Genomic DNA, 22,694 nt, shown 5'->3' with positions numbered 1-22,694 from the left:
GAAGGTGGAATATTCAGAGATATATTCTGAAATATTGTAAAAATGCCAAATATGTTTTAGTTACAAACCGGCATAGGTGTCTGCCAGAATTTTAAACGTGCCGTCTGGTTGTTTTTTCCAGATCAGGATAAAATTGACCACGGATAAGGATTCTTTTCCGTTCCAGAGACTTTTCAGTTCCGACCTGCCGATCTGATAGAGAGTATCCTTAAGGTCGAGATTCAGTTTTTCCCATCCCGGAGGTTTGTTTGGAAGGCTTTTGTACACATCGGATTCAAACAAGGATTTTTCGTTGTCCGTAATCAGAAACGAGGTGAGTTTCCAGTCAATGGGATTTTTAATGGAAGTCCAGTATCTGTTGATCTGTTCCCGCCCCGTGGTAGATTCATTCGGAGATATCAGATATCCGTTGTCAAGATAACTCTGTGCTATCCCCAACAGGTTTTGGGTTCTGAAAAGGTTTTCCATCTGGCTCAACTGGCTTAAAACAGCCTTTTCGTCAGCTTTCGACACCGATTGGGCGTAAATAAACTGAAAGGAAGAGATAAACAAAAGGCATAATAACTTTTTCATGGTATTCACGGTTTTGTAATTTCTCAAAACGAATAATGATTTTTTATAATCTGAATGCTTTGCCTTGTTGCGGAAAAATAAGTTTCAGCTCCAGCGGATTGTTTTCCCGAAGCTCCTTCCTGATGATTTTTTCGTTGATAAGAGGCGGTTTTTTGTGGGTAATGATCAGTTTCAGGTCTTTCAGAGAACCTTCTCCGCTTATCTTCTCCAGGTTTTTCATTTCTTTTAAAAACCAGTTCGGGGTAAGGTGTCCGAACAGGAACTTGTCGGGTTGTCCGTTGGGAAATGATACTTCAATAAAAATACCCTTCAGTTTTTTATTTTGTATCAACGGAGCTATTACCTCCCATACCTTAGCCAGTTTATCACTTTTTTCGACCTCATCCGGTCCTGTATCACCGAAATACAAAGCATAATTGTCACCGCTTTTCACCAGGAAGGCGGTGCTCTGATAGGGATTCACATGACTAAGCGGAAAGGCCGTCACACTCATTTCAGTATTTTTGACCGGTATCTCCTGATGGGTTTCCAGGGTCTGAAAATGATATTTTTTGAGCTGAAACCCCGGACCTGCATCACCGAAGTTGGCCCAGGTCTGCCCGTTAAAATAATTGTTCTGCATCAGCTCCATGCACTCCTTTGTGGCATAAACCGGCTTGGATGAATCACCCGGTGAATTGATGATCAGCCCGGAAACATGGTCCAGATGGGCATGAGAGATGAAATAACCTTTGATATATTCTTTCAGGACCGTTTCCTCAGAAACTTTGAATGTATGTTTCTTTATCGCTTTCCTGATTCCTGCATTGATCGTGCCGGCATCAAGGGATATGAAGGCATTTGATTTGTCAGGGGCAATTAAATAGGCAGATAGATTACTTTCGTCTGTTCCGCCTTTGACACCAAGCGGAACTACTTTAAATGAAGTTTTCTGGCCTGAGGCAAAAACGGGAAGTAAAACCAGAAAAATAAACCGGAAATAAGACATAGTCTGTTGATTGTAAAATGAAATAAAGAGAGGAGTCTTTCCTGAAAGCAAGACTCCTGTCAGCTTGATCAATCAATACGCAAAACCGTATCTGCCCATTGATTAAAGTGATATACCGCTGACTTTATAAAATCCGGAAATCTGATTTTACAAACTCTCAATGATTATAGCACTGGCCCCGCCGCCGCCATTGCAAATGGCTGCCATGCCGTATCTGGCCTTTTTCTGTTTTAAAACGTTGATCAGGGTCACCATAATTCTCGATCCTGAAGAGCCGAGCGGATGCCCTATGGCGACCGCTCCTCCAAATATATTTATTTTTTCGCGATCAATCTCAAAATTTTTAGCAAATGCCATCGGAACTACCGCAAATGCCTCATTAACCTCAAAATAATCTATGTCTGCGATCGTCAGAGAGGCTCTTTCAAGTGCTTTTTCTGCTGCAATGATCGGAGCAATCGTAAACCATTCAGGTTCTCTGGAGCCATCTGCATAAGACACAATCCTGGCAAGGGGCTTCAGATGGTGTTTTTCTGCTATTTCTTTTGACACCAGCACCAGGGCTGATGCTCCGTCGTTGATCGTAGAGGCATTGGCGGCAGTCACTGTTCCCTCTTTGGTGAAAGCCGGTTTTAGTCCCGGTATTTTATCAAAATTGACTTTTTTGTACTCCTCGTCTTCTGTAATCTGACTCTTATTTCCCTTCCTGTCGGTCAGTTCGATGGCTATAGTTTCTTCCTTAAACACACCGTTGGCCCAGTTTTCTGCGGCCCTCTGGTATGAACTGATGGCGTAGGCATCCTGTTCTTCTCTGCTTATTTCATATTTTTCGGCGGTTGCATCTGCAAAACAACCCATAGCCTTTTGCTGGTAAACGTCTGTCAGGCCATCTCTTGACAATCCGTCGATCAGCTGTCCGTTGCCATAACCGTAGCCATACCTGGCTTTTTCAAGGTAAAACGGGATCTGGGACATGTTTTCCATACCACCGGCTACCACGATGTCATTCTGACCTAGTGCTATGCTCTGGGCTCCAAGCATCACTGACTTCATACCTGAGGCACACACTTTGTTGACCAGGGTCGTGGGAATACTGACAGGTAATCCGGCTTTGATGACGACTTGTGTGGCCGGGGCCTGACCCAGGTTGGCCTGAACGACATTCCCAAAGAAAAATTCGTCAGGTATAAGCCCTGTTTCGGCTGTAACTGCTTTAACCACCTCAGCTCCCAGGTCAACAGCCGGATAATTGGTGAATTGTCCGCCAAAACTCCCGATGGGTGTGCGTTTGGCTGCGACTATAAATACTTCTTTCATTGGTTTTTGTTGTTTTGAAGAATAAAAAAAGCATCACACTGATGATGTGATGCTTACAAATATAGAATAATTGACGTTAATTCCTCTTTTTTTACCAGGACTTTTTCTTGTGACCTGCGGTGGCAAAATACAGGATGTACAAATAACAGAATACCATGATCCAGAAACCTCTCTGAGGATTGGCCGGACCACCCAGTTCTGCATACAGAAGCGGAATAACCCCACCTCCGGGCCCGATTCCCATGATCAGCAAGGCTGAGCCCAGTTTGGTCAGCTTACCCAGGCCTTTGATAGATAAAGGGAAAATCGCCGGCCACATCAGGGCGTTCGATAAGCCCATCAGGGCAATGGCAAAAACCGAAGTATAACCACTCGAAAAAATGGCTACCAATGAGAAAAGTACGCCTGAAATGGCAGAATATTTTAAAGCATCCTCCTGCTTGATATATTTCGGAATGGCCACAATCCCGATCAGGTAACCTACCAGCATGGCACCCAGAGTATAGGTTGTAAAGTTTTTGGCTTCGTCAAGACTGATACCGATATTTCTTCCGTATTGTATGATCCCGTCTCCGGCAATTACTTCTGCAGCTACATAAAGGATAAGGGCAAGCACTCCCAGAACAATGTTGGGATGAGAGAATATGCTCTTCTTTGTTTTTGAGGTATCTTCTTCTATATCAGACTCTTCTTCTACCTCAGGAAGCTGAATGAAGTAAAATAGCACCGCAATCAAAATCAGAATGACTGCAAGATAGATATAGGGTGTTTGTATCCTGTTGACGAGTTCGTTTAGCAGATTGGCTTTTTCGGTGGCGTCTGCTGTTCCGGCTACTTTTTTCTCCAGGCCGTCTGCTCCTTTCAGAAGGGTGGCACCTAAGATAAGCGGAGCCAGCATCCCGGCTATTTTGTTGGCAATACCCATGATACTGATCCTTTTGGCGGCAGCTTCTATAGGCCCTAAGATACTCAGATAAGGATTGACAGCCGTCTGAAGCAAGGCCAGTCCCATTCCCTGGACAAACAAGCCTGTCAGGAACAACGGAAACGCCCGCTGATTGGCTGCAGGAATAAATATTAATGAGCCCAGAGCCACAATGACCAAACCCAGGATCATCCCGCTTTTAAACCCGATTTTATTAAGGATGACGGAAGAGGGGATCGCCAGGAAGAAATAGGACATGTAAAAAGCAGAAGTAACCAGGAAAGCCTGGGTATCTGTTTCAAGTTCACAGGCAATCTTTAAAAACGGGATCAGCGTACCATTGGTCCAGGTGATGTACCCGAAAGCAAAGAACAGGATTCCCATCATTACCAACGGAACGAAGTAGTCGGGTTTGGTTTGTTTCATGTCGAACAGTTTGGGTTAAGTTTTAACAGAGTTTTTAAATTTTTTTAAAAATAGCAAAACAAATTGTATTTCCTGTCAATTTCTCTGAAATTTTAATCTAAAAACGAAAAAGCTTCCTGCCAGGAAGCTTTTTCGTTTCATTTCAGAACTGATCGTTCAATCCGAAAATTCTTTTATTCGTTTTCCATTTCCCTCTTGTGAAGTCCGGAATCTCAACCGGAGAGCTTCCTCTGGCGATGGATAGCTCAGACAAAGGACTGATGGCACTCCAGGCCGCTGCATCGTAAACGTCGATCGGGGGAGCTACTTTGTTTTTGATAGATTCGATAAAGGCTCTGATCACAAAGAAGTCGATACCGCCATGGCCTGCTTTTTCTGCTGAAGCCGCGTGGTTGGCCCAAAGCGGGTGGTCGTAGGTTTTCTGGTAGGATTCGAACGGTTCCCAGCTGTGGGCTTTCGGGCTTTTGCCTTCCAGGTAAATAGATTTGTTATCTTCCGTCCATATCCCTTCGGTACCCTGGGCTCTGAAAGCCAGTGAGTAGGGGCGTGGGGAATTGGTATCATGAATGATCACAATATTTTCACCGTTTTCACACTGGATATTGGTCGTAACAATATCTCCCAGTTTGAATTTCACTTTGGCATTAGGGTGATCTGCTCCGCCTTTGTCTACAATATATTTATGCAAACCTCTCGACTTGGTAGCCATGGAGGTCAGGAAATTGAATTTGTTTCCGCGGTTAATGTCCATCCAGTGGGCCACAGGACCAAGGCCGTGGGTAGGATAGATGTCCCCGTTTCTGTCTACAGAGTGCTGTGTTCTCCATTTGGCTTCAGAAATCGCCTTCTCTCCGAATTCTACACCGCCGCCATAGAATTTTTTACCGTCGTTGAATTTCACTTCTCTCAGGTCATGCTGATAGCCGCAATGTCCGTAGAGCATTTCCCCGAACATCCCTTTTCTGACCATATTCAGCACGGTCATTACATCTCTTCTGTAACAAACGTTTTCAAGGATCATGCAGTGAGAGCCCGTTTTTTCATACGTGTCTACCAGGTCCCATGATTCCTGAAGGGTCACTGTGGCTGAAACTTCAACCGCGGTATATTTCCCGGCTTTCATAGATTCCACACTCATCGGCACGTGCCATTCCCAGGGCGTAGCGATTACCACACCGTCAATGTCGTCTCTTTTGAGCATGTTCAAAAAGTCGTGGTCGTTTTTGCCGTAAACCGCCGGGTCTTTTCTGTTAAATTTCTGAGTGATTTTTAAAGTTCTGTTGATGGCATCAGGATCCACGTCGCAGATGGCGGTTACCTCGACATCGTCACGATAAAGAGCCTGTTCAACATGGTTACGGCCTCTTAGTCCCACCCCGATAAAACCCAGTCTGACCTTGTCTGCCGGTTGCTCGTTTTTTATCTTGATAAAGGGGATGGTTGATGAGGCGAAGCCTGTTGCAAGAAAATTTCTTCTGTTCATTTGTTTGATTAATAAGGATGAATATGGTTAGCAAAGAAGCGGTAAATTAATAAAATAAAATTTATTTGAACAATTAAATGCCTAACTTCGTTTTAACTCCATAATGACAATTAACTTCTTGGAGGTTTTGCTGTGTAGTACACAAACTTTGTACAAGACTAATAAACTGTAAAATTGAATAAAAAGAGAGTAGCTGTATTTAGAAAGGAACATTTCAACGCTGCACACCGGTTAAATAATCCTGACTGGAGTCAGGAAAAAAACCTGGAAGTGTTTGGTAAATGTAACAATCCGAATTTTCACGGACATAATTACGAACTGATCGTTCAGGTAACCGGAGAAGTAAATCCGGCCACCGGGTATGTTTTTGATATGAAAATCCTTTCAGATATCATCAAGGCGGAAGTCCTTGATCATTTTGATCATAAAAATCTGAACCTTGATGTTGAGATATTCAAAGAACTGAATCCTACTGCCGAAAATATTGCGGTGGTTATCTATGATATACTTCGTGAAAAGATCAATGAAAATTTAGATTTAAAAATTAAATTATTTGAAACCGAAAGAAATTATGTTGAATACCCCGCTTGAATCCAAAGACAATATGCTGGACCAGATTGGCGATGACCACATTATGACCAACATTTCAACTCCGTTGAGGGCTGATGCTTTTGCATTGGACGATGACATGAAAATCGAACTGATTGAAAAGCATTTTAAAGATATTATGGATATACTTGGTCTGGATACCACTGACGAGAGCCTTAAAGGAACTCCGAAGCGGGTGGCCAAAATGTATGTCAATGAAGTATTTTCGGGATTGAATCCTAAGAATATGCCTGCAATGACCCTTTTCAGCAACAACTATAAATACGGTGAAATGCTGGTGGAAAGAGACATCCAGTTTTATTCCCACTGTGAACACCACTTTGTTCCGATTGTGGGTAAAGCTCATATTGCTTACATTTCATCGGGTAAGGTCATCGGTTTGTCAAAACTGCACAGGATCGTTAATCACTATGCCCGCAGGCCGCAGGTGCAGGAAAGAATGACGATACAGATCGGTAATGCTCTGAAAGAAGCCCTGGAAACGGAAGATATCGCTGTCATTATTGATGCGGATCACTTCTGTGTTTCTTCAAGAGGGGTGGCTGATCAGAGCAGTTCAACGGTGACTTCTTATTACAAAGGGGTATTTTCAAACCCTTTGAAAAGAGAAGAGTTTCTGCAACTGGTAAAACTGAGAGAAGCTTAATTCAGCTATTAACGATAAAACAATAAAGCCCGGCTTGCCGGGCTTTATTGTTTATATAGTCAACTGATTATTTTTTTTTGGCATATACATCGTCATTGATTTTCTTCTTTTCAATCTTCAGAAAATCTTCGATCTGTTTTTTGGTCGGCCCTGACTGGATGCTGACATTTTTAAACTGACCCCTTAATTCTTCTATTTTTTCATCGGGAATGCCTGTATCAAAAACATAAAGGCTTTTTAAGGTCTTGATGCTGAGTATTTTCTTTAAATCTGCTTCGGCCAGAGGGTTTCCGTTAAGGTTAAGGTATTCGATTTTCTTCAGTTTCAGTAGTTCAGTCACAGATTCCGGCTTCAGAGCTGTTTTTTCAAGATGCAGCCTCGTCAGGTTGGGTAAAGCCGTCAGGGTTTTAATGGTCTCCGTCCCGGTTTTGGTATTGCCCAGGTTCAGCCAGATGATGTTTTCCGGTAGTTTACCCAAGGCAGTAAATTCCTGGTCTGTCAGGCCCGGTTTTGAAAAGAACGTAATATCTATCAGGTTTGATTCTTTTGATATTTTGCTGATGACACCTCCTGTTTCCTTTACTTTTTTGTTGAAATCTTCCGTGATTTCTGGTACATTTTTCTTTAAAATCTCTTTTTCTTCCGGATAAGACACCTGGGCTATTTCCACTGCCCTTTCACTGGCTGCATTACTGTTGATTTTAAACAAGGTGGTAATCTGCGGAGTAACTTTTAATTCCTTTGTTTTTTTTGAAAAATCATGTCCGTTATCGATCCACCATTTCAGGATTTCCATTTCATCGGCAGTGGCCTGCGGTTTTCCCTTAGGCGGCATGTGCTCGTCGCTGCTTTCCGGCAGCAGCATTCTTTTGATCATTTCACTCTCGTCCGATTTCCCGGCCACCAGGATTTCTCCGTGCTCTCCACCTTTTAAGAGTAAATCCGGTGTGTCCATCCTGAGGTCGCCCTTCATCTTTTTGGGATTGTGGCAAGAAAGGCACTTTTCTTCAAGAATCGGCTTCACAATGTCCTGGTAAACCACCGCTTCATTATAATCCTTGATTTCTTTTTTTACCGTTTTCTGAGGCAGACCGGCTTCAGAAAAGCCCAGCATGCTTCTCAGCGGAGCGGGTAGTTTTTCTACTAGGTAAGATTCTCCGTGGGTCAGGTTACCTCCGTTATGCCCGGTGATGGTCACCATAATGCCTGCCGCCAGGATGGCCGGGACATAAAGAATGGAATTGAAACCAATTTTGCCTGTCAGGTAATCCCATTTGGATAAAAAGGCCACCAGGCAGATGATGGTCAGGGCGATACCCTGGTTCTGATGCTTGGTAAGGCTGGCTAGCTCGTAGCCACCTTCTTTTGAAAGGAAATACCCGGCCACAGAGCTGAGTGCTGCTGAAAGAAAAGCAATGAACCATAAGGTGGCTGTTGATGCAGATTCCATTCTGAATAATTTCAACAGTTTCAGGATCTCCACTGTAATCAGCAGAATGATAAATCCGATCGGTAGATGTACAAGTACAGGATGGAATCGCCCGAAGGCCTCGATCAATTGCTCCATTTTAGTATTCTATATGTTTTTGGTCGGTTATAAGGGTTTGTTTGTTCCAGATGACTTCCCTGTCAAAATCACTTTTCCTTACGGCACAGTTGCTGATCCTGCAATAATGGCAGCATTGAGGAATACAAGGGTCAGAATGAATAAATATTTCGAGTTCGGCATCCAGGTTTTCTTTTAAGATGTTTTCAAGGGCAGAGACCTCATCATGCGATTCTTCCAGGTTCAGATAATAAGGAAGCGTCAGATGGCAGTCAATGTGTATATCAGCACCATATTTTTTTACCCTGAAATTATGAATATCAATCCACCGGTCCTTGCGGTTTATTTTCAGAATGTCAATCAGCTTGTCGAGCATGTCGAAGTCGGTTTCATCCATTAAGCCGCCTATTGATTTCCTGGCTATTTTGTATCCGCTTACCATAATGAATATGGCTAAACCGATCGCAACGACGGAGTCAAGGTAGTAGATGCCGGTAAATTTGACAAGAAACAATCCGGCAAGCAGGATAAAGCTGCTGACGCTGTCTACCAGCAGGTGTTTCCCATCGGCCTCGAGCACAATGGAGCTGGTGGCTTTGCCTGTTTTGATGAGATATAAGCCCAGCAGGCCGTTGACCAGGATTGTTACAATGATCAGGTAAATACCGTCCAGGATATTCTCAATGGGTTTTTGACTGATCAGAAGGTTCCAGATGGCCGGCACGATGGTCAGAATACCCGCCATCATGATCAGAACGCCTTCTAAACCGGAAGAGAAAAATTCTATTTTACCGTGTCCGTAAGGATGGTTTTCATCTTTGGGCTGTTCGGCAAGATAGAGTGAGTAGAAAGCAAAAGCCGCAGCAATGACATTGACGATAGATTCGGAAGCATCTGTCAGAATAGCACTCGACCCGGTAGTGTAATATGCCAAAAACTTGATTGACATTATTAAAAAACCAACAACCAACGATAAGAAGATAGCCCTTTTCTTGCTGTTTTCGAGTATTCGAAACATGTTTAAACCTAAAATTTGCCTAAACTTAATCATTTCTGTTAATTTAGCGGCCATGAATAAGGAAAAAAATACTTGGGAGAAGCTCAGCACGCACGTTCCCTATGAAAATAACTGGATTGAAGTTCAGCACCATGAAGTCATTAATCCGTCCGGCGGGAGAGGGATTTACGGACAGGTCAATTTTAAGAATATCGCGATCGGAATTATACCGCTGGATGATGAAAATTATACCTGGCTGGTAGGTCAGTACAGGTTTCCGCTCGATGAATACTCGTGGGAGATTCCTGAAGGAGGATGCCCTTTTAATGAAGAATGTATTGACGCTGCCAAACGGGAACTGAAAGAAGAAACCGGGCTTTTAGCAGATAAATGGACCTTGATTTCCAAGATTCATACCTCCAATTCTGTATGTAATGAGGTCGGCTACCTATTCCTGGCTGAAAAACTTCACCAGGCCGATGCTGATCCTGAAGAAACGGAAGACCTGCAGGTAAGAAGGGTGAAATTTGAAGATGTGGTCAATATGGTGATGGACAACAGGATCACCGATTCGCTGAGTGTGGCCGGCATATTGAAAGTAGCCAGAATGAAAGGGATATAAAAAATGTCAGGTGTGAACCTGACATTTTCTGATATTAATTAATGGTTTTTACACCTTCTGTATAACTTTTCCAATCGTCATATAAGTCGCCTTTGATGACCCTCGGAAACTTATGCTGCCCGCCTTGTTTACCTTTCGATTTCATCCAGTCATAGAAAGTATGTGCCGGTAAAACCTTGCAAAAGACATTTTTCAGGGCGTGCTGACGTTCCACGACATAATCGTCGTTGATTTCCTTTAATTTATTGTCGATATATTCTCCCAGGGCCACTTCATCTACCTCGTCGTCTGTTCCGATGTACCACTGGTGAGCAAAAAGCGGCGGGTGTTTGATGCCTGCCACAGTAAATTCCTTCACACAGATGCCGAAATGTTCAGAAGCCAGGTCAAGGGCCTTGTTCATGTTGTCCACAGAAAGGTGTTCGCCGCAAAGACTCAGGTAATGTTTGGTACGGCCTGTGATGATGATCTCTGCTTTCTCGAGGTGTGTAAACCTGATGGTGTCCCCGATAAGGTACCTCCAGGCTCCTGAACAGGTTGTAATCAGCAAAGCATAGTCCACGTTTTCTTTGACTTCATTGATCATCAGTGTCTCCGGGTTTTCTTTCAGATTTCCGTCTGCATCAAAGTTCTGTTCTGTAAACGGAATAAATTCAAAGAAAATACCATTGTTCAAAACCATCTGGAGCCCTGCATCAGGTCTCACCTGGTAAGCCAGGAACCCCTCGGAAGCCAGGTAAGTCTCCATATAGAGAATAGGCTTGCCCAGTAATTTTTCAAATCCTTTTTTATACGGTTCAAAAGAAACTCCGCCCCAGGCAAAGGCACTCAGGTTGGGCCATATTTCATGGATATTCTTGAGGTTGTACTGGGTGATGATCCTTTCCAGCAACAACTGAATCCAGGCAGGAACCCCGGCAATGAACCCGATGTCCCAGTCTTTGGCGTTTTCTGTAATTTCCGCCAGTTTTTTCTCCCAGTTTTTCTCCTGGGAAATTCGCCTGCCCGGTTTGTAGAATCGTTCAAACCAGAAGGGGATAGTGCCGGTTGTGATACCGCTCAGATCTCCTTCAAAATGCCTGTCAACATCATTCAGCTTGGTGCTTCCACCCAGCATCAGGTAGTTTTTTTCATAAAGTTTTGAAGGAAGTCCTTTGTAATTACCCAGTGAAACGATCTGGTTGATGCTTGTTTTCTGGATGGCCTTGATCATGGCCTTCGTTACCGGAATTGTCTTGGAGGCTGATTCAGAGGTGCCTGAGCTCAGGGCAAAATATTTAATAGCACCCGGCCAGCATACGTTCTCTTCGCCATTTCTGGCTTTGTGCCACCAGTCATTATACATTTTATTGTAATCATGAATGGGCACAGTCTTTTTAAACACCTCATAAAACTCATTTTTACCATCAAAAACGATGGAATTGAGCAAATCGTCAAATTTATATTTTTCGCCGAATTGGGTATACCTGGCTTTGTTAACCAGTTTTTCCAGTTCTTTTTTCTGCCATTTATAAGGCTTGATTTTTCTGCTTTTCTGTATAGTACTCGTAAGCTTAATGCTACTTTTTAAGAAACCACCCAGTAGTGCCATTTTAAAACAGTTTAATGTCTGACTTATATTTTTTATACGCTGATGAATCAATTACTTAGATTCCAGTCTTTCAACTGGCTCAGGGCATTGTAATCCGTCATGTCATAATGACAAGGGACGATCGAAACATAGTTATTATCCAAAGCCCAGATATCGTTGTCCTGATTTTCCGGTTCGCGGTTGACAAATCCGCCTCCCATCCAGAAATAAGGTCTTCCGTGCGGGTCTTTCCTCGCATCAAACTCTTCTTTCCAGAAACCGTTGGTTTGCCTGGTTATTTTTACGCCTTTGATAGGTTCATCCTGTCTGGCCGGGAAATTGACATTCAAAGCCACGTTTTTAGGGATCCCTTTTTCAAGCACTTCTTTAACAATTTTCTGAATAAAAGGCCTGGCATGATCAAAGTCTGCATCATACCGGAAGTCATTAAGTGAAAACCCGATCGCCGGGATTCCTTCTATGGCCGCTTCAATGGCAGCCGACATGGTACCGGAATAAATAACAGATAATGAAGCGTTCATGCCGTGGTTAATGCCACTTACCACCAGGTCGATTTTCCTGTCCTTCAGTAACTCATGTTTAGCCAGTTTAACACAGTCAGCCGGTGTTCCGGAGCATTCGTAAGAGGCTATTTCCCCAAAGATAGGAGATTTTTTAATATGAATTGTGCTGTCAACGGTAATGGCATGACCCATGCCTGAATTCGGACTGTCAGGAGCAAGCACATAGGCTTCTCCTATTTTTTTCATTTCTTCAATTAAAACCGAAATGCCCTTTGAGGTTATTCCGTCGTCGTTAGTAATTAGTATAAGAGGTTTGCTCATTCATTTTTCAATTAAGCTGCAAATTAAAAAAAGACTGCCAATAGAACTAATATTGACCTGATTATTGTATGTTTGGTGTTTTATGAATGATACAAATAATGGAATTTAAAACGCTTGGTAAACAGGACACACAGATCATCAGACAGCTCGCTGAAAGTTCCTGGTATGACACTTATCTTCCTATCCTGGAAGAAAAACAATTGATTTACATGCTCGAAGTCATCTATTCTGATGAAGCCCTCAGCAGACAGATGGACGAAGGACAAAGATTTTTCGGACTTTTTGTGGATGATACCCTGGCCGGTTTTGCTTCCATATCCCAACTGGATAACGTAAGTTTTAAATTGAACAAGATTTACCTTTTATCTGCTTTTCAGGGTGGCGGGAGAGGGAAGGCTCTTCTGAAATTTGCAGAAAATGCGGCCATTGAATTAGGGGCTCAATCGATGATTCTCAATGTCAACAGATTTAACAAAGCCAGGTTTTTTTATGAAAGCCAGGGCTACGAAATTACAGCAGAAGAAGATGTGCCGATCGGGCCTTACTGGATGAATGACTATGTGTTGCTGAAGAGCTTGTCCGGTAAAATGGGATAACACAAAAAAGAGACGTTGCCTGCAACGTCTCTGAATAATATCTGCAAAACCGGGAGCAATTATTTCCCGATCCCCAATTCTTCTACTATGTGTATCTTCTTGGTGTTTTTCCTTGTTCTGAAAGCTATTTCAGGTTTGTAACCTTCCGGATTTCTCATGTAATAACCGGTGCCGTTGTAAGGTCTTTTCTTCGGATGACTTTTACAGGCATCTGAGCAGGCCCCTTCCATTTCTTCACCGCATTTCTCGCATATCGGCAGGTGTTCGTTACATTCAGGGTTGGCACAGTTCACCATCCTGTCAGACAAGGTTCCGCAGATGTGGCAGGTGGAGATGATTTCCGGGTTTACAGAATTCACATCCGTTACCAGACGGCCGTCAAACACATAGCATTTCCCGTAAAAATTCTCTCCGCCTTCTTCCAGACCGTATTTGATAATGCCGCCGTGAAGCTGATAAACATTGTCGAAACCATTGTCCAGAAGGTAGGCACTTGCTTTTTCACATTTAATGCCGCCCGTGCAGTAAGTAATGATCTTCTTATCTTTCAGGTGGGCAATTTCGTCTATGTGCTCAGGCAGTTCTCTCAGGTTTTCCATATCGAAAGTAACGGCTCCTTTAAACTTACCCACTTTGTGCTCGTAATTGGAACGCATATCTACCAAAACAACATCCGGATCATTCAGCATTTGTTTGAACTCTGCAGGTTCCAGGTGTTTTCCTGTTTTGACAGTAGGGTCTACAGGTAATTCAGAATGGACGATCTCCTTTTTGATTCTGACATAAAGCTTTTTGAAGGCGATTTCGTCATGACTTTCCACTTTAAAGTCAACGGCAGCAAACCTTGGATCCGACTTGACCCAGGTCATATATTTTTCACAATCTTCCTTAAGTCCCGAAACGGTTCCGTTCAGGCCCTCAGAAGCTACTATAATACGTCCCAATAAATGATTGTCTATACAATATTGGTGGTGAATGTCGCGGTATTCCACGAGATTCTCTATCGGACTGTAGATATAATATAGTAATACACTGTACGGTTTCATCTCTCTGTTTGTCAATTAAAGGTGCAAATTTACAAAACATGAGTTTAAATTTTATGATATTTATTATATTAAGCTTTATTTTGCCCAAATTTCTAAATAATCCTATATGCATATTGCCATTACCGGAAATATTGGTGCCGGGAAAACCACTTTAGCAGAAAAATTAGCCGAACATTATGGTTGGGAAGTTTATTATGAAGCCGTTGAAGGAAATCCATACCTTGCCCCGTTTTATACCGACATGGAGAAGTGGTCCTTTCATCTCCAGATTTATTTTCTGAACAGTCGTTTTGAGCAGGTTTTGAAAATCAAAAGCCAGGAAGACGGTAAGACCATCATCCAGGACAGAACGATTTATGAAGATGCTTATATTTTCGCCCAGAATCTCTACGAAACAGGCAAAATGAATGAAACAGATTTTGAAACCTACAAAGGACTTTTTAACACCATCATGAGGGCCATCACCCCTCCGGACCTGATGATTTACCTGAAAGCGGACATTCCGAAACTGGTAGGTCAGATCAGTAAACGTAACCGGGATTTTGAGCAGAATATTGACCCTAATTACCTGCTGAGCCTTAATCATTTATATGAGGGCTTCACCGCCAGGTATCACCACGGTAAATTACTCATCATTGATGTCAATGAAATGGACTTTGTGGCGAAGCCTGAAGACTTCAAAAGCATTACAGATACCATAGAAAAGAACATAAATCTGGGAACTCAGCTGCGTATTTAACTTTATTTATAAAATTATTTTACGGTGGTTTGGATTGGATTTTGTTATTTTGAATTCAGATACTAAACGAAAATTATTTTTACATACTAATAATCATTTATGAATTTTCAAAAATTAAACAATTTAGGAGGTTGGTTCGCCTGTCTGGTGGCTCTGATTTCTTATACCCTTACCGTAGAACCGACGGCAAGTTTTTGGGATTGCGGAGAGTTTATTGCCTGTGCATTCAAGCTGCAGGTGCCTCACCCTGCGGGTGCTCCGTTTTTCCTGCTGATCGGAAGAGTAGCTTCGCTTTTTGCCGGTGGTGATGTCACGAAAGTCGCTCTTATGGTAAATATGGTTTCGGTACTGGCCAGTGCCTTTACTATCTTGTTTATGTTCTGGACCATTTCGCTTCTGGCCCGCAAGGTCATCAGCAAAAAAGCCGAAGAGCTTTCCACGACTGAAATCATCCTTGTATTGGGAGCTTCCATGGTAGGTTCACTGGTTTATGCTTTCTCTGATTCTTTCTGGTTCTCAGCTGTTGAAGCTGAAGTTTACGGGATGTCCTCTTTCTTCACCGCTATCGTGGTATGGGCTGCTTTCCGTTGGGAACTGATCGAAGACGAAGCAGCGGCCAACAAATGGCTACTCTTTATCGCTTACCTCGTAGGTTTGTCTATCGGTGTCCACTTGCTGAACCTGGTGACTATTCCTGCCCTGGGTCTGGTGTATTATTACAAAAGGACCAAGAAAATTACGGTTAAAGGGGGCATTATCGCCTTTTTAGTAGGGATGTTTATCCTGGCTGTGGTTAACGTGGGTGTGATTACAGGTATTCCTTCTTTGAGTTTCTTCTTCGAGAAATTGTTTGTTAACTCGTTCGGGTTGCCATTCAGTTCCGGTATGATATTCTTCGTGATTGCCCTGATCGGAGCTTTGGTTTATGGTATTATTTATACCTCCAGAAAAGGTAAATCGGTGGCTAACACCATTTTACTTTCCAGTGCTTTTGTATTGATCGGTTATTCTACTTACACCATTGCTCTTATCCGTTCCAATTACAACCCGCCGATCAACGAGAACAATCCGAGTGATGTACTGAATTTTGTATACTATCTTAAAAGAGAGCAGTACGGTAGCCGTCCGTTGCTTTATGGACCGATATACACGGCTAACCTGACTGAAATCAAGAAGGGTGCTCCTAATTATAAGATGGGTAAGGATAAGTATGAAATTTATGATTACTCTCCTGAATATGAATGGGATGCCAAAGGCAAAATGTTGCTGCCGAGGGTATGGAGTCAGGATCCTAATCACATGGCTATATACCGGAGTATGTTGAACCTGGGAGAGGGTCAGCGGCCAAGTTTATTTGACAACCTGGGCTTTATGTTTAACCACCAGTTTGGCCACATGTACTGGCGGTATTTCCTCTGGAATTTCTGGGGTAGGGCATCAGACATTGAAGGTACAAAAGCGGTCAATTTATTCGAAAGTAAATCGTCTCTTCCTTCGAGCATTCAGAATAACAGGGGCCGTACCAATTTCTTCGCGTTGCCGATTATCCTGGGTATCCTGGGTCTTTTATATCAGTATTTTAAAAAGGAACGGGACTTCCTGATTCTCCTCCTGCTGTTTTTCTTTACGGGTCTTGCCCTGGTTATTTACCTCAATTCGCCACCTGTCGAGCCCCGTGAGCGTGATTATATTTATGTGGGATCATTCTACTTCTTTGCCATCTGGATCGGCCTCGGTGTGATGGGATTGGGTGAATATGTCCTTAAATTTATAAAGAACGGCAGAACCAATGCCATTGCTGCCACAGGACTTGGTCTGATCGTACCGATCATCATGGTTTCTCAAACCTGGAAAGGTCACGACCGTTCTGGCAGATATCACCAGATAGATTTTGCTAAAAACCTTTTGAACTCCTGTGAGAAAAACGGTATTCTCTTCACCGGTGGTGATAACGATACTTTCCCTTTGTGGTATGTACAGGAAGTGGAAGGCTTCAGAACCGACGTAAGGGTTTGTAACCTGAGTTTGCTGGGTACGGAATGGTATATCGAGCAGATGAAACGTAAGACTTACGAGTCTGAGCCGCTGCCGATCTCATTGAATATGGACAATTACAACAAGGGGATCAATGATCAGATACCGTTTGTGAAAAATCCGAATCCGCAGGTGCAGGCCGGTATTAATCTGCCTCAGTTCCTGAACCTCGTTAAGACCAATGATCCGGCTATCCAGGTTCCGATTTCGACAGGAGAAACTATCAATACTTTACCTTCTGCCAATTTCTATTTTGATTATGATGCAGCTAAAGTGGCGAACATGAGCTTCATTCCTGAAAAATACAAATCAGCCCTGACAGGACGCGTGGAGTGGAATTTCGGAGAAAAGGACATCCTTAAAAATGACCTGATCGTTCTGGACATCATTGCTCAGAACCAGTGGAAAAGACCTATCTATTTTGCGGGTACTTTGCCTCCGTCATCTTATCTTAACCTGAAGGAATACTTCCAGGTGGAAGGGTATGCTTACCGTCTGATGCCGTTCAAAATGGAAGGTGCCAGAGATGGTTTTGTGAATACGGACGTGATGTATGACAGGATGATGAATAAAATGTCATGGAGAAATCTTGATAACCCTAAGGTATATTATGATTCTGAGACGTTCCTGAAAGTACCGATCATCACCGCCCGTTTCTCATTCATCAGACTGGCAGATCAGCTGATCAGGGAAGGTAAAAAAGACCAGGCCCGTAAAGTACTTGACTATTCGATGAAAGTGATGCCTGACAAATCTATTCCTTATGACCAGCTGTCGGCTAACTACCCGATCTTCTATTATGAAATCGGCGACAATAAAAAAGCCAGGGAAATAGCTGATGTGATTGTCAAAAGAGCCGACGAAGACCTGACTTATTTTATTGAGAAATCGAGAGCAGCCAATGACAGACAGTGGGGGAATTCAAACATCCAGTCGATTATCCAGTTCAACATGAGGAACATTCAGTTGCTTTACTCCACCAGTGAGCAATTCGATAAGGATGCTGCGGCGAAATACAAACAGATTTATGACAAACACCTGGCTAAATTGCAGTAAACTGCACTAAAACCACTGTTTTTTCAAATAAAAAAGGCTTCACCGAACTAATTGGTGAAGCCTTTTTGTTATTTTTGCACTATAGTTGCATTTAAGATACTTCATCATTGAAAAAGCTTCTCTTCCTTACCCTGATCTCTCTACAGACACTGGCCCAGAAACAGGCTTGTGAGTGTTTCATTACCGGCAGAATAACGGATTTTACCACTAAAGAACCTGTAGTAGGTGCGGTGGTACTCATTAAGGAAATCAATAAGGGTGTCCTGACCGATGCAAAAGGGAATTATGAGATCAGGAACCTTTGCGAAGGGAAATATACACTAATCGGCAGAATCGTCGGCTATCAGCAGCAGGAGTTTGTGGTTAATCTTTCTCATTCTGCAGAGCAGGACATACATCTTAAAGAAGACGAAATACATTTGGCCAGGGTTGAGATCACGGCTAAAAAGCTTGAAAATATTACCCAGAACCAGACCTCAATTGATGATAAGGAATTAAAGTCAACCATGGGGGAAACGCTGGCAGGGGCTCTGAAGGGCATCGCGGGTGTAACCATGCTGCAAACCGGCAGTTCCATTGCCAAGCCTGTGATCCATGGTTTGCATTCCAACAGGATACTCATTCTCAATAACGGAGTAAGGCAGGAAGGCCAGCAGTGGGGGAGCGAGCACTCGCCTGAGATAGATCCGTTTGTGGCCAAGAAAATAACTGTCATCAAAGGAGCTTCAGGTGTCAGATACGGCAGCGATGCCATCGGTGGTGTTATCCTGGCCGAGAGCAACGACCTGACCGTTAAAGACTCAATACTGACGGAAATTAACCAGGTGTATTTCAGCAACGGCCGTCAGTTTGTCACTTCGGCTATTGCAGAAGGCGGAACAGGTAAAAAGTCTCATTTGCTCTGGAGGGTGCAGGGAACCTATAAAAAAGGGGGCAATATTTCGGCTCCTGACTACAACCTGGCCAATACCGGTGTGGATGAAAAGAACTTCTCGGCTACCGTCGGCTATCATCATAACGGCTTTAAAAGCGAAGCTTTTTTCAGCCAGTTCAACACCAAAATCGGGATATTTGCCGGGTCTCATATCGGGAATGTTACAGATCTGAAACTGGCCATTGAACAGCCGAGACCCCAGGAAATTTACACTCCTGAGAAATTTACTTATAAAATCGACCGCCCGTACCAGGACATCCAGCATAACCTGGCGAAACTTAAGTTTTCAAAAAAACTGGGAGCTACCGAAAACCTGAGTGTTACCCTGGGCAGACAGTATAATTTCAGATCTGAGATAGATGTATTGCGGGGCGACAGGAACCTGGCCCAGGTATTTAAAATCACTACGTACAGTTATGAAGTGCTGTATGACCATAAGCCGTTTAAGGGTTTTAGAGGATATTTCGGCAGCAACGGTTTGTTTCAGCAGAACCTTTCAACGGGAACTGTAAAATTGCCACAAAGGAGCACGGTCATCATTCCTAATTTTCTGAACAATACTTTCGGGGTATTCCTGATTGAAAGACTGGTCCGGAAAAAAACAGAGTGGGAGGGTGGACTCAGATTTGACTACCGGAAGCTGAACGTTTATTATCTGAACAGGGAATCCAAAAACCTGGAAAAACCTGTGATCCATAATGCTAATTTTTCAGGGACACTGGGCTTTAACCACCGTTTTAATAACCATCTGGATCTGAATGTCAATCTGGCGACCACGTTCAGAGGCCCTTCCGTAAACGAACTGTACAGTGACGGAGTGCATCATGGTTCGGCCAGTTATGAATTGGGAGACCCTAGTCTGAAGCCGGAAACAGCTTATAACAACTCGGTGACCCTCAAATACGTTTCAGGTAAGTTTGATGCTGAGCTTCATGGTTATCTGAATTATATCAATGATTACATATTTATCAGTCCTACGGGGCGGCCGCTGCTGACCATTAGGGGGGCTTTTCCTGAATTTAAGTATACCCAGACCAATGCTTTTTTCAATGGCATTGATTTTAGTTTTAATGTTTCGTTGCTTTCTCATCTGAAGCTGACTTCCAAAGCTTCGTACCTGGTGGCCAACGACCGGAACAATGATCAGCCCCTTATTTTTATTCCTGCCAACAGGATTGATAATACTTTAAGATGGACGCCGTCCTTTAAACTACTGGACGAAATCAGTATCAATCATTTGTTTGTGGCGAGACAGACGAGGGTACCCAGCAAAATCATCTTTAATGATGCAGATCCTTCAACCATTGTTTTTAATGAGTTCGGGGGCGATTTTTCTGCTCCGCCTGCTGCTTATCATGTCTTTAACCTGCAAATGAAGAAAGACCTCGTATTGACCGGAAATAACCCTTTAACGCTGAGCCTGGAGGTTAAAAACCTTTTCAATACCGCTTACCGGGATTACCTGAACCGCTTCAGGTATTTCACCGACGAAATGGGTCGCAACATTGTTGCAAGAATTACCTATAAATTTTGAGTCTTTCAGAAATCTTTATATATTTGCATCAATGTTGCAAATTAAAAACACCAAAGAAATGAGAAAAGTAAGTCATCTGTTGTGTTCTGTTTTATTGGTTTCTGCTGTCTTTTCGTGTAAAGATGCTGAAGTGGACCCTGAAGAAAATGAGTTAATCACTACTGTAAAGCTGGAATTTACTAATGGAGCGACCGTATCTACCTTTAGCTGGAAAGATGCTGACGGCGATGGCGGAAGTGCCCCGGTCGTGGATAAGATTATCCTGAAACCCAATACGGAGTACAGTGTGAAGGTTTCGTTTCTGGATGAAAGTAAATCGCCGGCTGAAGACATCACAGCAGAAGTCAGAGAGGAGTCACACGAGCACCTGGTGGTATTCACACCAAGCCCTTCTTCGCTGATGGCATACACTTACCTGGATAAGGATGTCAATAACTTTCCAATCGGTCTTTCAGGAAAAGTGAACACAGGGGCAGCCGGAACAGGTAAACTGAAAGTGCAGCTAAGACACCAGCCGCCTGTTAACGGAGCTAACGTCAAAAACGGCACAGCTGCTCCGGGGAGTGACGATGCCAATGTTGATTTTGATGTGGAGTTAAAATGATCTTTTCAAATCCTTAGCGAGCTTAAAGCCAGTATTTTGATTTCGTCGTGTATAATTTAAAACCAATCTGAACAGGTTGGTTTTTTCTGTATATATCACGGAGAGAAAACTAAATAAAATGGATTAATTAATGTGCTTTTTGATAAATTAGTCGTTTTATTTAATGATGATTAGGTGTATAAATCGATTAAAAAACCTTAATTTTGCCATTTAAGTAAATCATTCCATATTACAGATGAAGGGTCTTCCAGATAAGATAATCAGTAACCGAGAAACCATAGCTTTTTGCACTTTCCTGTTTGGTGCTCCCATTGTTTATTATCTCCGGGATGGAATAGGTCTTGCTCCGAACAACATGTATTTCACTGTGGCCTTGTTGATTGGCCCGCTGATGATGATTCTGCCTTTCAGAAATTTCAAGGTACTTTATGAGGTTAATGGCCCCTTGTACCTGATTACCTTTGTGTTCCTGCTTTTTTGCATGATTCATTTGTATTTTGAGATCAGGATACCGCTGTCAAAAAAGATATACGAGCTCTTTGTGATTTTCATCATTATGTATATCTATTTTATCCTCGTTCTGATCAAAAGGGATGTTATTGAAAATGTGTTTCTTGAAATGACGATAGTGTTTTGTTTCATAGGAAGTTTGCTGCTGATCTATTACGTTTATACTAATCCATTGTATGTTTTCGGTCAAAGGGCAACCATCAATTTCAGAAAGGAAGGGGAAGAATTCAGTGGAAACCCCCATATTTTTTCCAAGGTCGCTTTTTTCGGGATTGTCGCAGGGGCCATACTCTTCAAATACACCAACAAAAAAATCCTGAAATTCCTTGTTATCATTTCTCTGGGAGTGTTCTTCCTTATTCTGATACTGACCCAGACTATGCTGGCGTATCTCGCTACTTTTTTATTCGCTGCTCTCTTTTTTTATTATAATATTACTTTCAGAGGGATCTATAAATCCTCCGTTTACCTATTTTCGAAATGGTATTTCTGGGTCTTTATTTTGCTGGTGGTTTACAAGGGGATAGATGTACTGAATAAGAACGAAGATTTTTTTTCCATGGCTTACGGTTTTTTTGAGAACCGGCTTACGGGGATTTTCAGCTCTGTTTTTGCTGACAAAAATGATAAACTCATAGAGAGTTTTTATGCTTCGGGTGATGATTCTGCCAACACGAGGGTTTATCTGATCCAGGTGGTTATTGAACAATTTCTTGAGAATCTTGAGGAAAATAATTACTTCAGCCTTGTTTTCGGCAATGGTTACAAAAACCTGTACGTGGATGTTCCTTTCCTGGAGGCCCTTGACTCTTTTGGGATTGTCGGTTTTATAATGCACACATTTTTGCACATCTACCTGATCTACGTTTGTTTTAAAGAGATCAGAAACCCAAGATCTGCCTTTACAGAATTCATCGCTTACGGCTTTATCTATTTCATGATTCTGAACATTACCGGGGGATATATTGTGGATTATGCCAGGTGGGGCTACATCGCCCTGGTGGCCAGGTTTATCACCGTAAGGGCCCCTCAGAAAGCTAAAGCCTTAGAACCGGTAAAAGGTGTTGAAAACCTTGTCTGAACTCGCTGGGCTG

The 22,694-nt window shown here is 42.8% G+C and carries 19 protein-coding genes; 9 read left to right on the top strand and 10 right to left on the bottom strand.

Annotated features, from left to right (window positions below):
• Nucleotides 1-60 precede the first annotated feature (60 nt).
• The 5 genes from GVN16_RS00695 to GVN16_RS00675 all read right to left on the bottom strand — a co-directional run bounded on the left by GVN16_RS00695 (nt 61) and on the right by GVN16_RS00675 (nt 5,712).
• Entirely contained in the window at nt 61-573 is a 513-nt protein-coding gene (locus GVN16_RS00695) for a hypothetical protein (RefSeq protein WP_166561911.1), read from the bottom strand.
• A gap of 43 nt (nt 574-616) precedes the next feature.
• Nucleotides 617-1,561: an MBL fold metallo-hydrolase gene (locus GVN16_RS00690; protein WP_166561910.1), complete on the bottom strand. Its 945-nt coding sequence runs from the start codon at nt 1,559-1,561 to the stop codon at nt 617-619.
• 147 nt (nt 1,562-1,708) lie between these two features.
• Entirely contained in the window at nt 1,709-2,878 is a 1,170-nt protein-coding gene (locus GVN16_RS00685; protein WP_166561909.1) for a thiolase family protein, read from the bottom strand.
• A gap of 91 nt (nt 2,879-2,969) precedes the next feature.
• Nucleotides 2,970-4,229 carry a sugar MFS transporter gene (locus tag GVN16_RS00680; RefSeq protein ID WP_166561908.1) on the bottom strand — a complete coding sequence of 420 codons (1,260 nt, stop codon included), beginning with the start codon at nt 4,227-4,229 and terminating at the stop codon, nt 2,970-2,972.
• Nucleotides 4,230-4,371: 142 nt separating this feature from the next.
• Nucleotides 4,372-5,712 (bottom strand): Gfo/Idh/MocA family protein, encoded by a 1,341-nt coding sequence (locus GVN16_RS00675; RefSeq protein WP_166561907.1) that lies wholly within the window; start codon nt 5,710-5,712, stop codon nt 4,372-4,374.
• A 174-nt stretch (nt 5,713-5,886) separates the two neighbouring features.
• Here GVN16_RS00675 and GVN16_RS00670 point away from each other — a divergent pair, with 174 nt between their 5' ends.
• Nucleotides 5,887-6,303 (top strand): 6-carboxytetrahydropterin synthase, encoded by a 417-nt coding sequence (locus GVN16_RS00670; protein WP_166561906.1) that lies wholly within the window; start codon nt 5,887-5,889, stop codon nt 6,301-6,303.
• Nucleotides 6,266-6,967, top strand: a complete 702-nt coding sequence (folE, locus tag GVN16_RS00665) for a GTP cyclohydrolase I FolE (protein WP_229243981.1) — start codon at nt 6,266-6,268, stop codon at nt 6,965-6,967. Before GVN16_RS00670 ends, folE begins: the two co-directional genes overlap by 38 nt.
• 67 nt (nt 6,968-7,034) lie before the next feature.
• Here the strand turns inward: folE and GVN16_RS00660 are convergent, their stop codons facing one another.
• Entirely contained in the window at nt 7,035-8,534 is a 1,500-nt protein-coding gene (locus tag GVN16_RS00660) for a c-type cytochrome domain-containing protein (RefSeq protein WP_166561905.1), read from the bottom strand.
• A 1-nt stretch (nt 8,535) separates the two neighbouring features.
• A complete protein-coding gene (locus tag GVN16_RS00655) occupies nt 8,536-9,531 on the bottom strand; it encodes a cation diffusion facilitator family transporter (RefSeq protein ID WP_166561904.1) in 996 nt (331 codons plus the stop codon).
• A 52-nt stretch (nt 9,532-9,583) separates the two neighbouring features.
• On the opposite strand from GVN16_RS00655, the gene GVN16_RS00650 reads away from it, so the two are divergent.
• On the top strand, nt 9,584-10,132 hold the full coding sequence (locus GVN16_RS00650) for an NUDIX hydrolase (RefSeq protein WP_166561903.1): 549 nt from the start codon (nt 9,584-9,586) through the stop codon (nt 10,130-10,132).
• Nucleotides 10,133-10,166: 34 nt separating this feature from the next.
• Here the strand turns inward: GVN16_RS00650 and GVN16_RS00645 are convergent, their stop codons facing one another.
• Together GVN16_RS00645 and surE are read right to left on the bottom strand one after the other, a co-directional pair.
• Nucleotides 10,167-11,723, bottom strand: a complete 1,557-nt coding sequence (locus GVN16_RS00645; protein ID WP_166561902.1) for a GH3 auxin-responsive promoter family protein — start codon at nt 11,721-11,723, stop codon at nt 10,167-10,169.
• 47 nt (nt 11,724-11,770) lie between these two features.
• A complete protein-coding gene (gene surE / locus GVN16_RS00640; RefSeq protein ID WP_166561901.1) occupies nt 11,771-12,547 on the bottom strand; it encodes a 5'/3'-nucleotidase SurE in 777 nt (258 codons plus the stop codon).
• A 98-nt stretch (nt 12,548-12,645) separates the two neighbouring features.
• Here surE and GVN16_RS00635 point away from each other — a divergent pair, with 98 nt between their 5' ends.
• Entirely contained in the window at nt 12,646-13,143 is a 498-nt protein-coding gene (locus GVN16_RS00635) for a GNAT family N-acetyltransferase (protein WP_229243979.1), read from the top strand.
• A 59-nt stretch (nt 13,144-13,202) separates the two neighbouring features.
• Here the strand turns inward: GVN16_RS00635 and GVN16_RS00630 are convergent, their stop codons facing one another.
• Nucleotides 13,203-14,189, bottom strand: a complete 987-nt coding sequence (locus GVN16_RS00630) for a rhodanese-related sulfurtransferase (protein ID WP_166561899.1) — start codon at nt 14,187-14,189, stop codon at nt 13,203-13,205.
• Nucleotides 14,190-14,295: 106 nt separating this feature from the next.
• Between GVN16_RS00630 and GVN16_RS00625 the strand changes: the two genes are divergently transcribed.
• The 5 genes from GVN16_RS00625 to GVN16_RS00605 all read left to right on the top strand — a co-directional run bounded on the left by GVN16_RS00625 (nt 14,296) and on the right by GVN16_RS00605 (nt 22,681).
• Nucleotides 14,296-14,928: a deoxynucleoside kinase gene (locus GVN16_RS00625; RefSeq protein ID WP_166561898.1), complete on the top strand. Its 633-nt coding sequence runs from the start codon at nt 14,296-14,298 to the stop codon at nt 14,926-14,928.
• Between the two features lie 99 nt (nt 14,929-15,027).
• Nucleotides 15,028-18,018 carry a DUF2723 domain-containing protein gene (locus tag GVN16_RS00620; RefSeq protein ID WP_166561897.1) on the top strand — a complete coding sequence of 997 codons (2,991 nt, stop codon included), beginning with the start codon at nt 15,028-15,030 and terminating at the stop codon, nt 18,016-18,018.
• A 107-nt stretch (nt 18,019-18,125) separates the two neighbouring features.
• Nucleotides 18,126-20,486 (top strand): TonB-dependent receptor, encoded by a 2,361-nt coding sequence (locus tag GVN16_RS00615; RefSeq protein WP_166561896.1) that lies wholly within the window; start codon nt 18,126-18,128, stop codon nt 20,484-20,486.
• Between the two features lie 58 nt (nt 20,487-20,544).
• On the top strand, nt 20,545-21,090 hold the full coding sequence (locus GVN16_RS00610) for a hypothetical protein (protein ID WP_166561895.1): 546 nt from the start codon (nt 20,545-20,547) through the stop codon (nt 21,088-21,090).
• 235 nt (nt 21,091-21,325) lie between these two features.
• Nucleotides 21,326-22,681, top strand: coding sequence for a hypothetical protein (locus tag GVN16_RS00605; RefSeq protein WP_166561894.1), 1,356 nt, complete (start codon nt 21,326-21,328; stop codon nt 22,679-22,681).
• Nucleotides 22,682-22,694 lie beyond the last annotated feature (13 nt).

Origin of the sequence: Emticicia sp. CRIBPO (assembly GCF_009905725.1) — a bacterium.
Taxonomy (GTDB): Bacteria; Bacteroidota; Bacteroidia; order Cytophagales; family Spirosomataceae; genus Leadbetterella.
The sequence above is the reverse complement of the archived record's forward strand: the minus strand, read 5'-3'. Positions and strand labels throughout refer to the sequence as shown.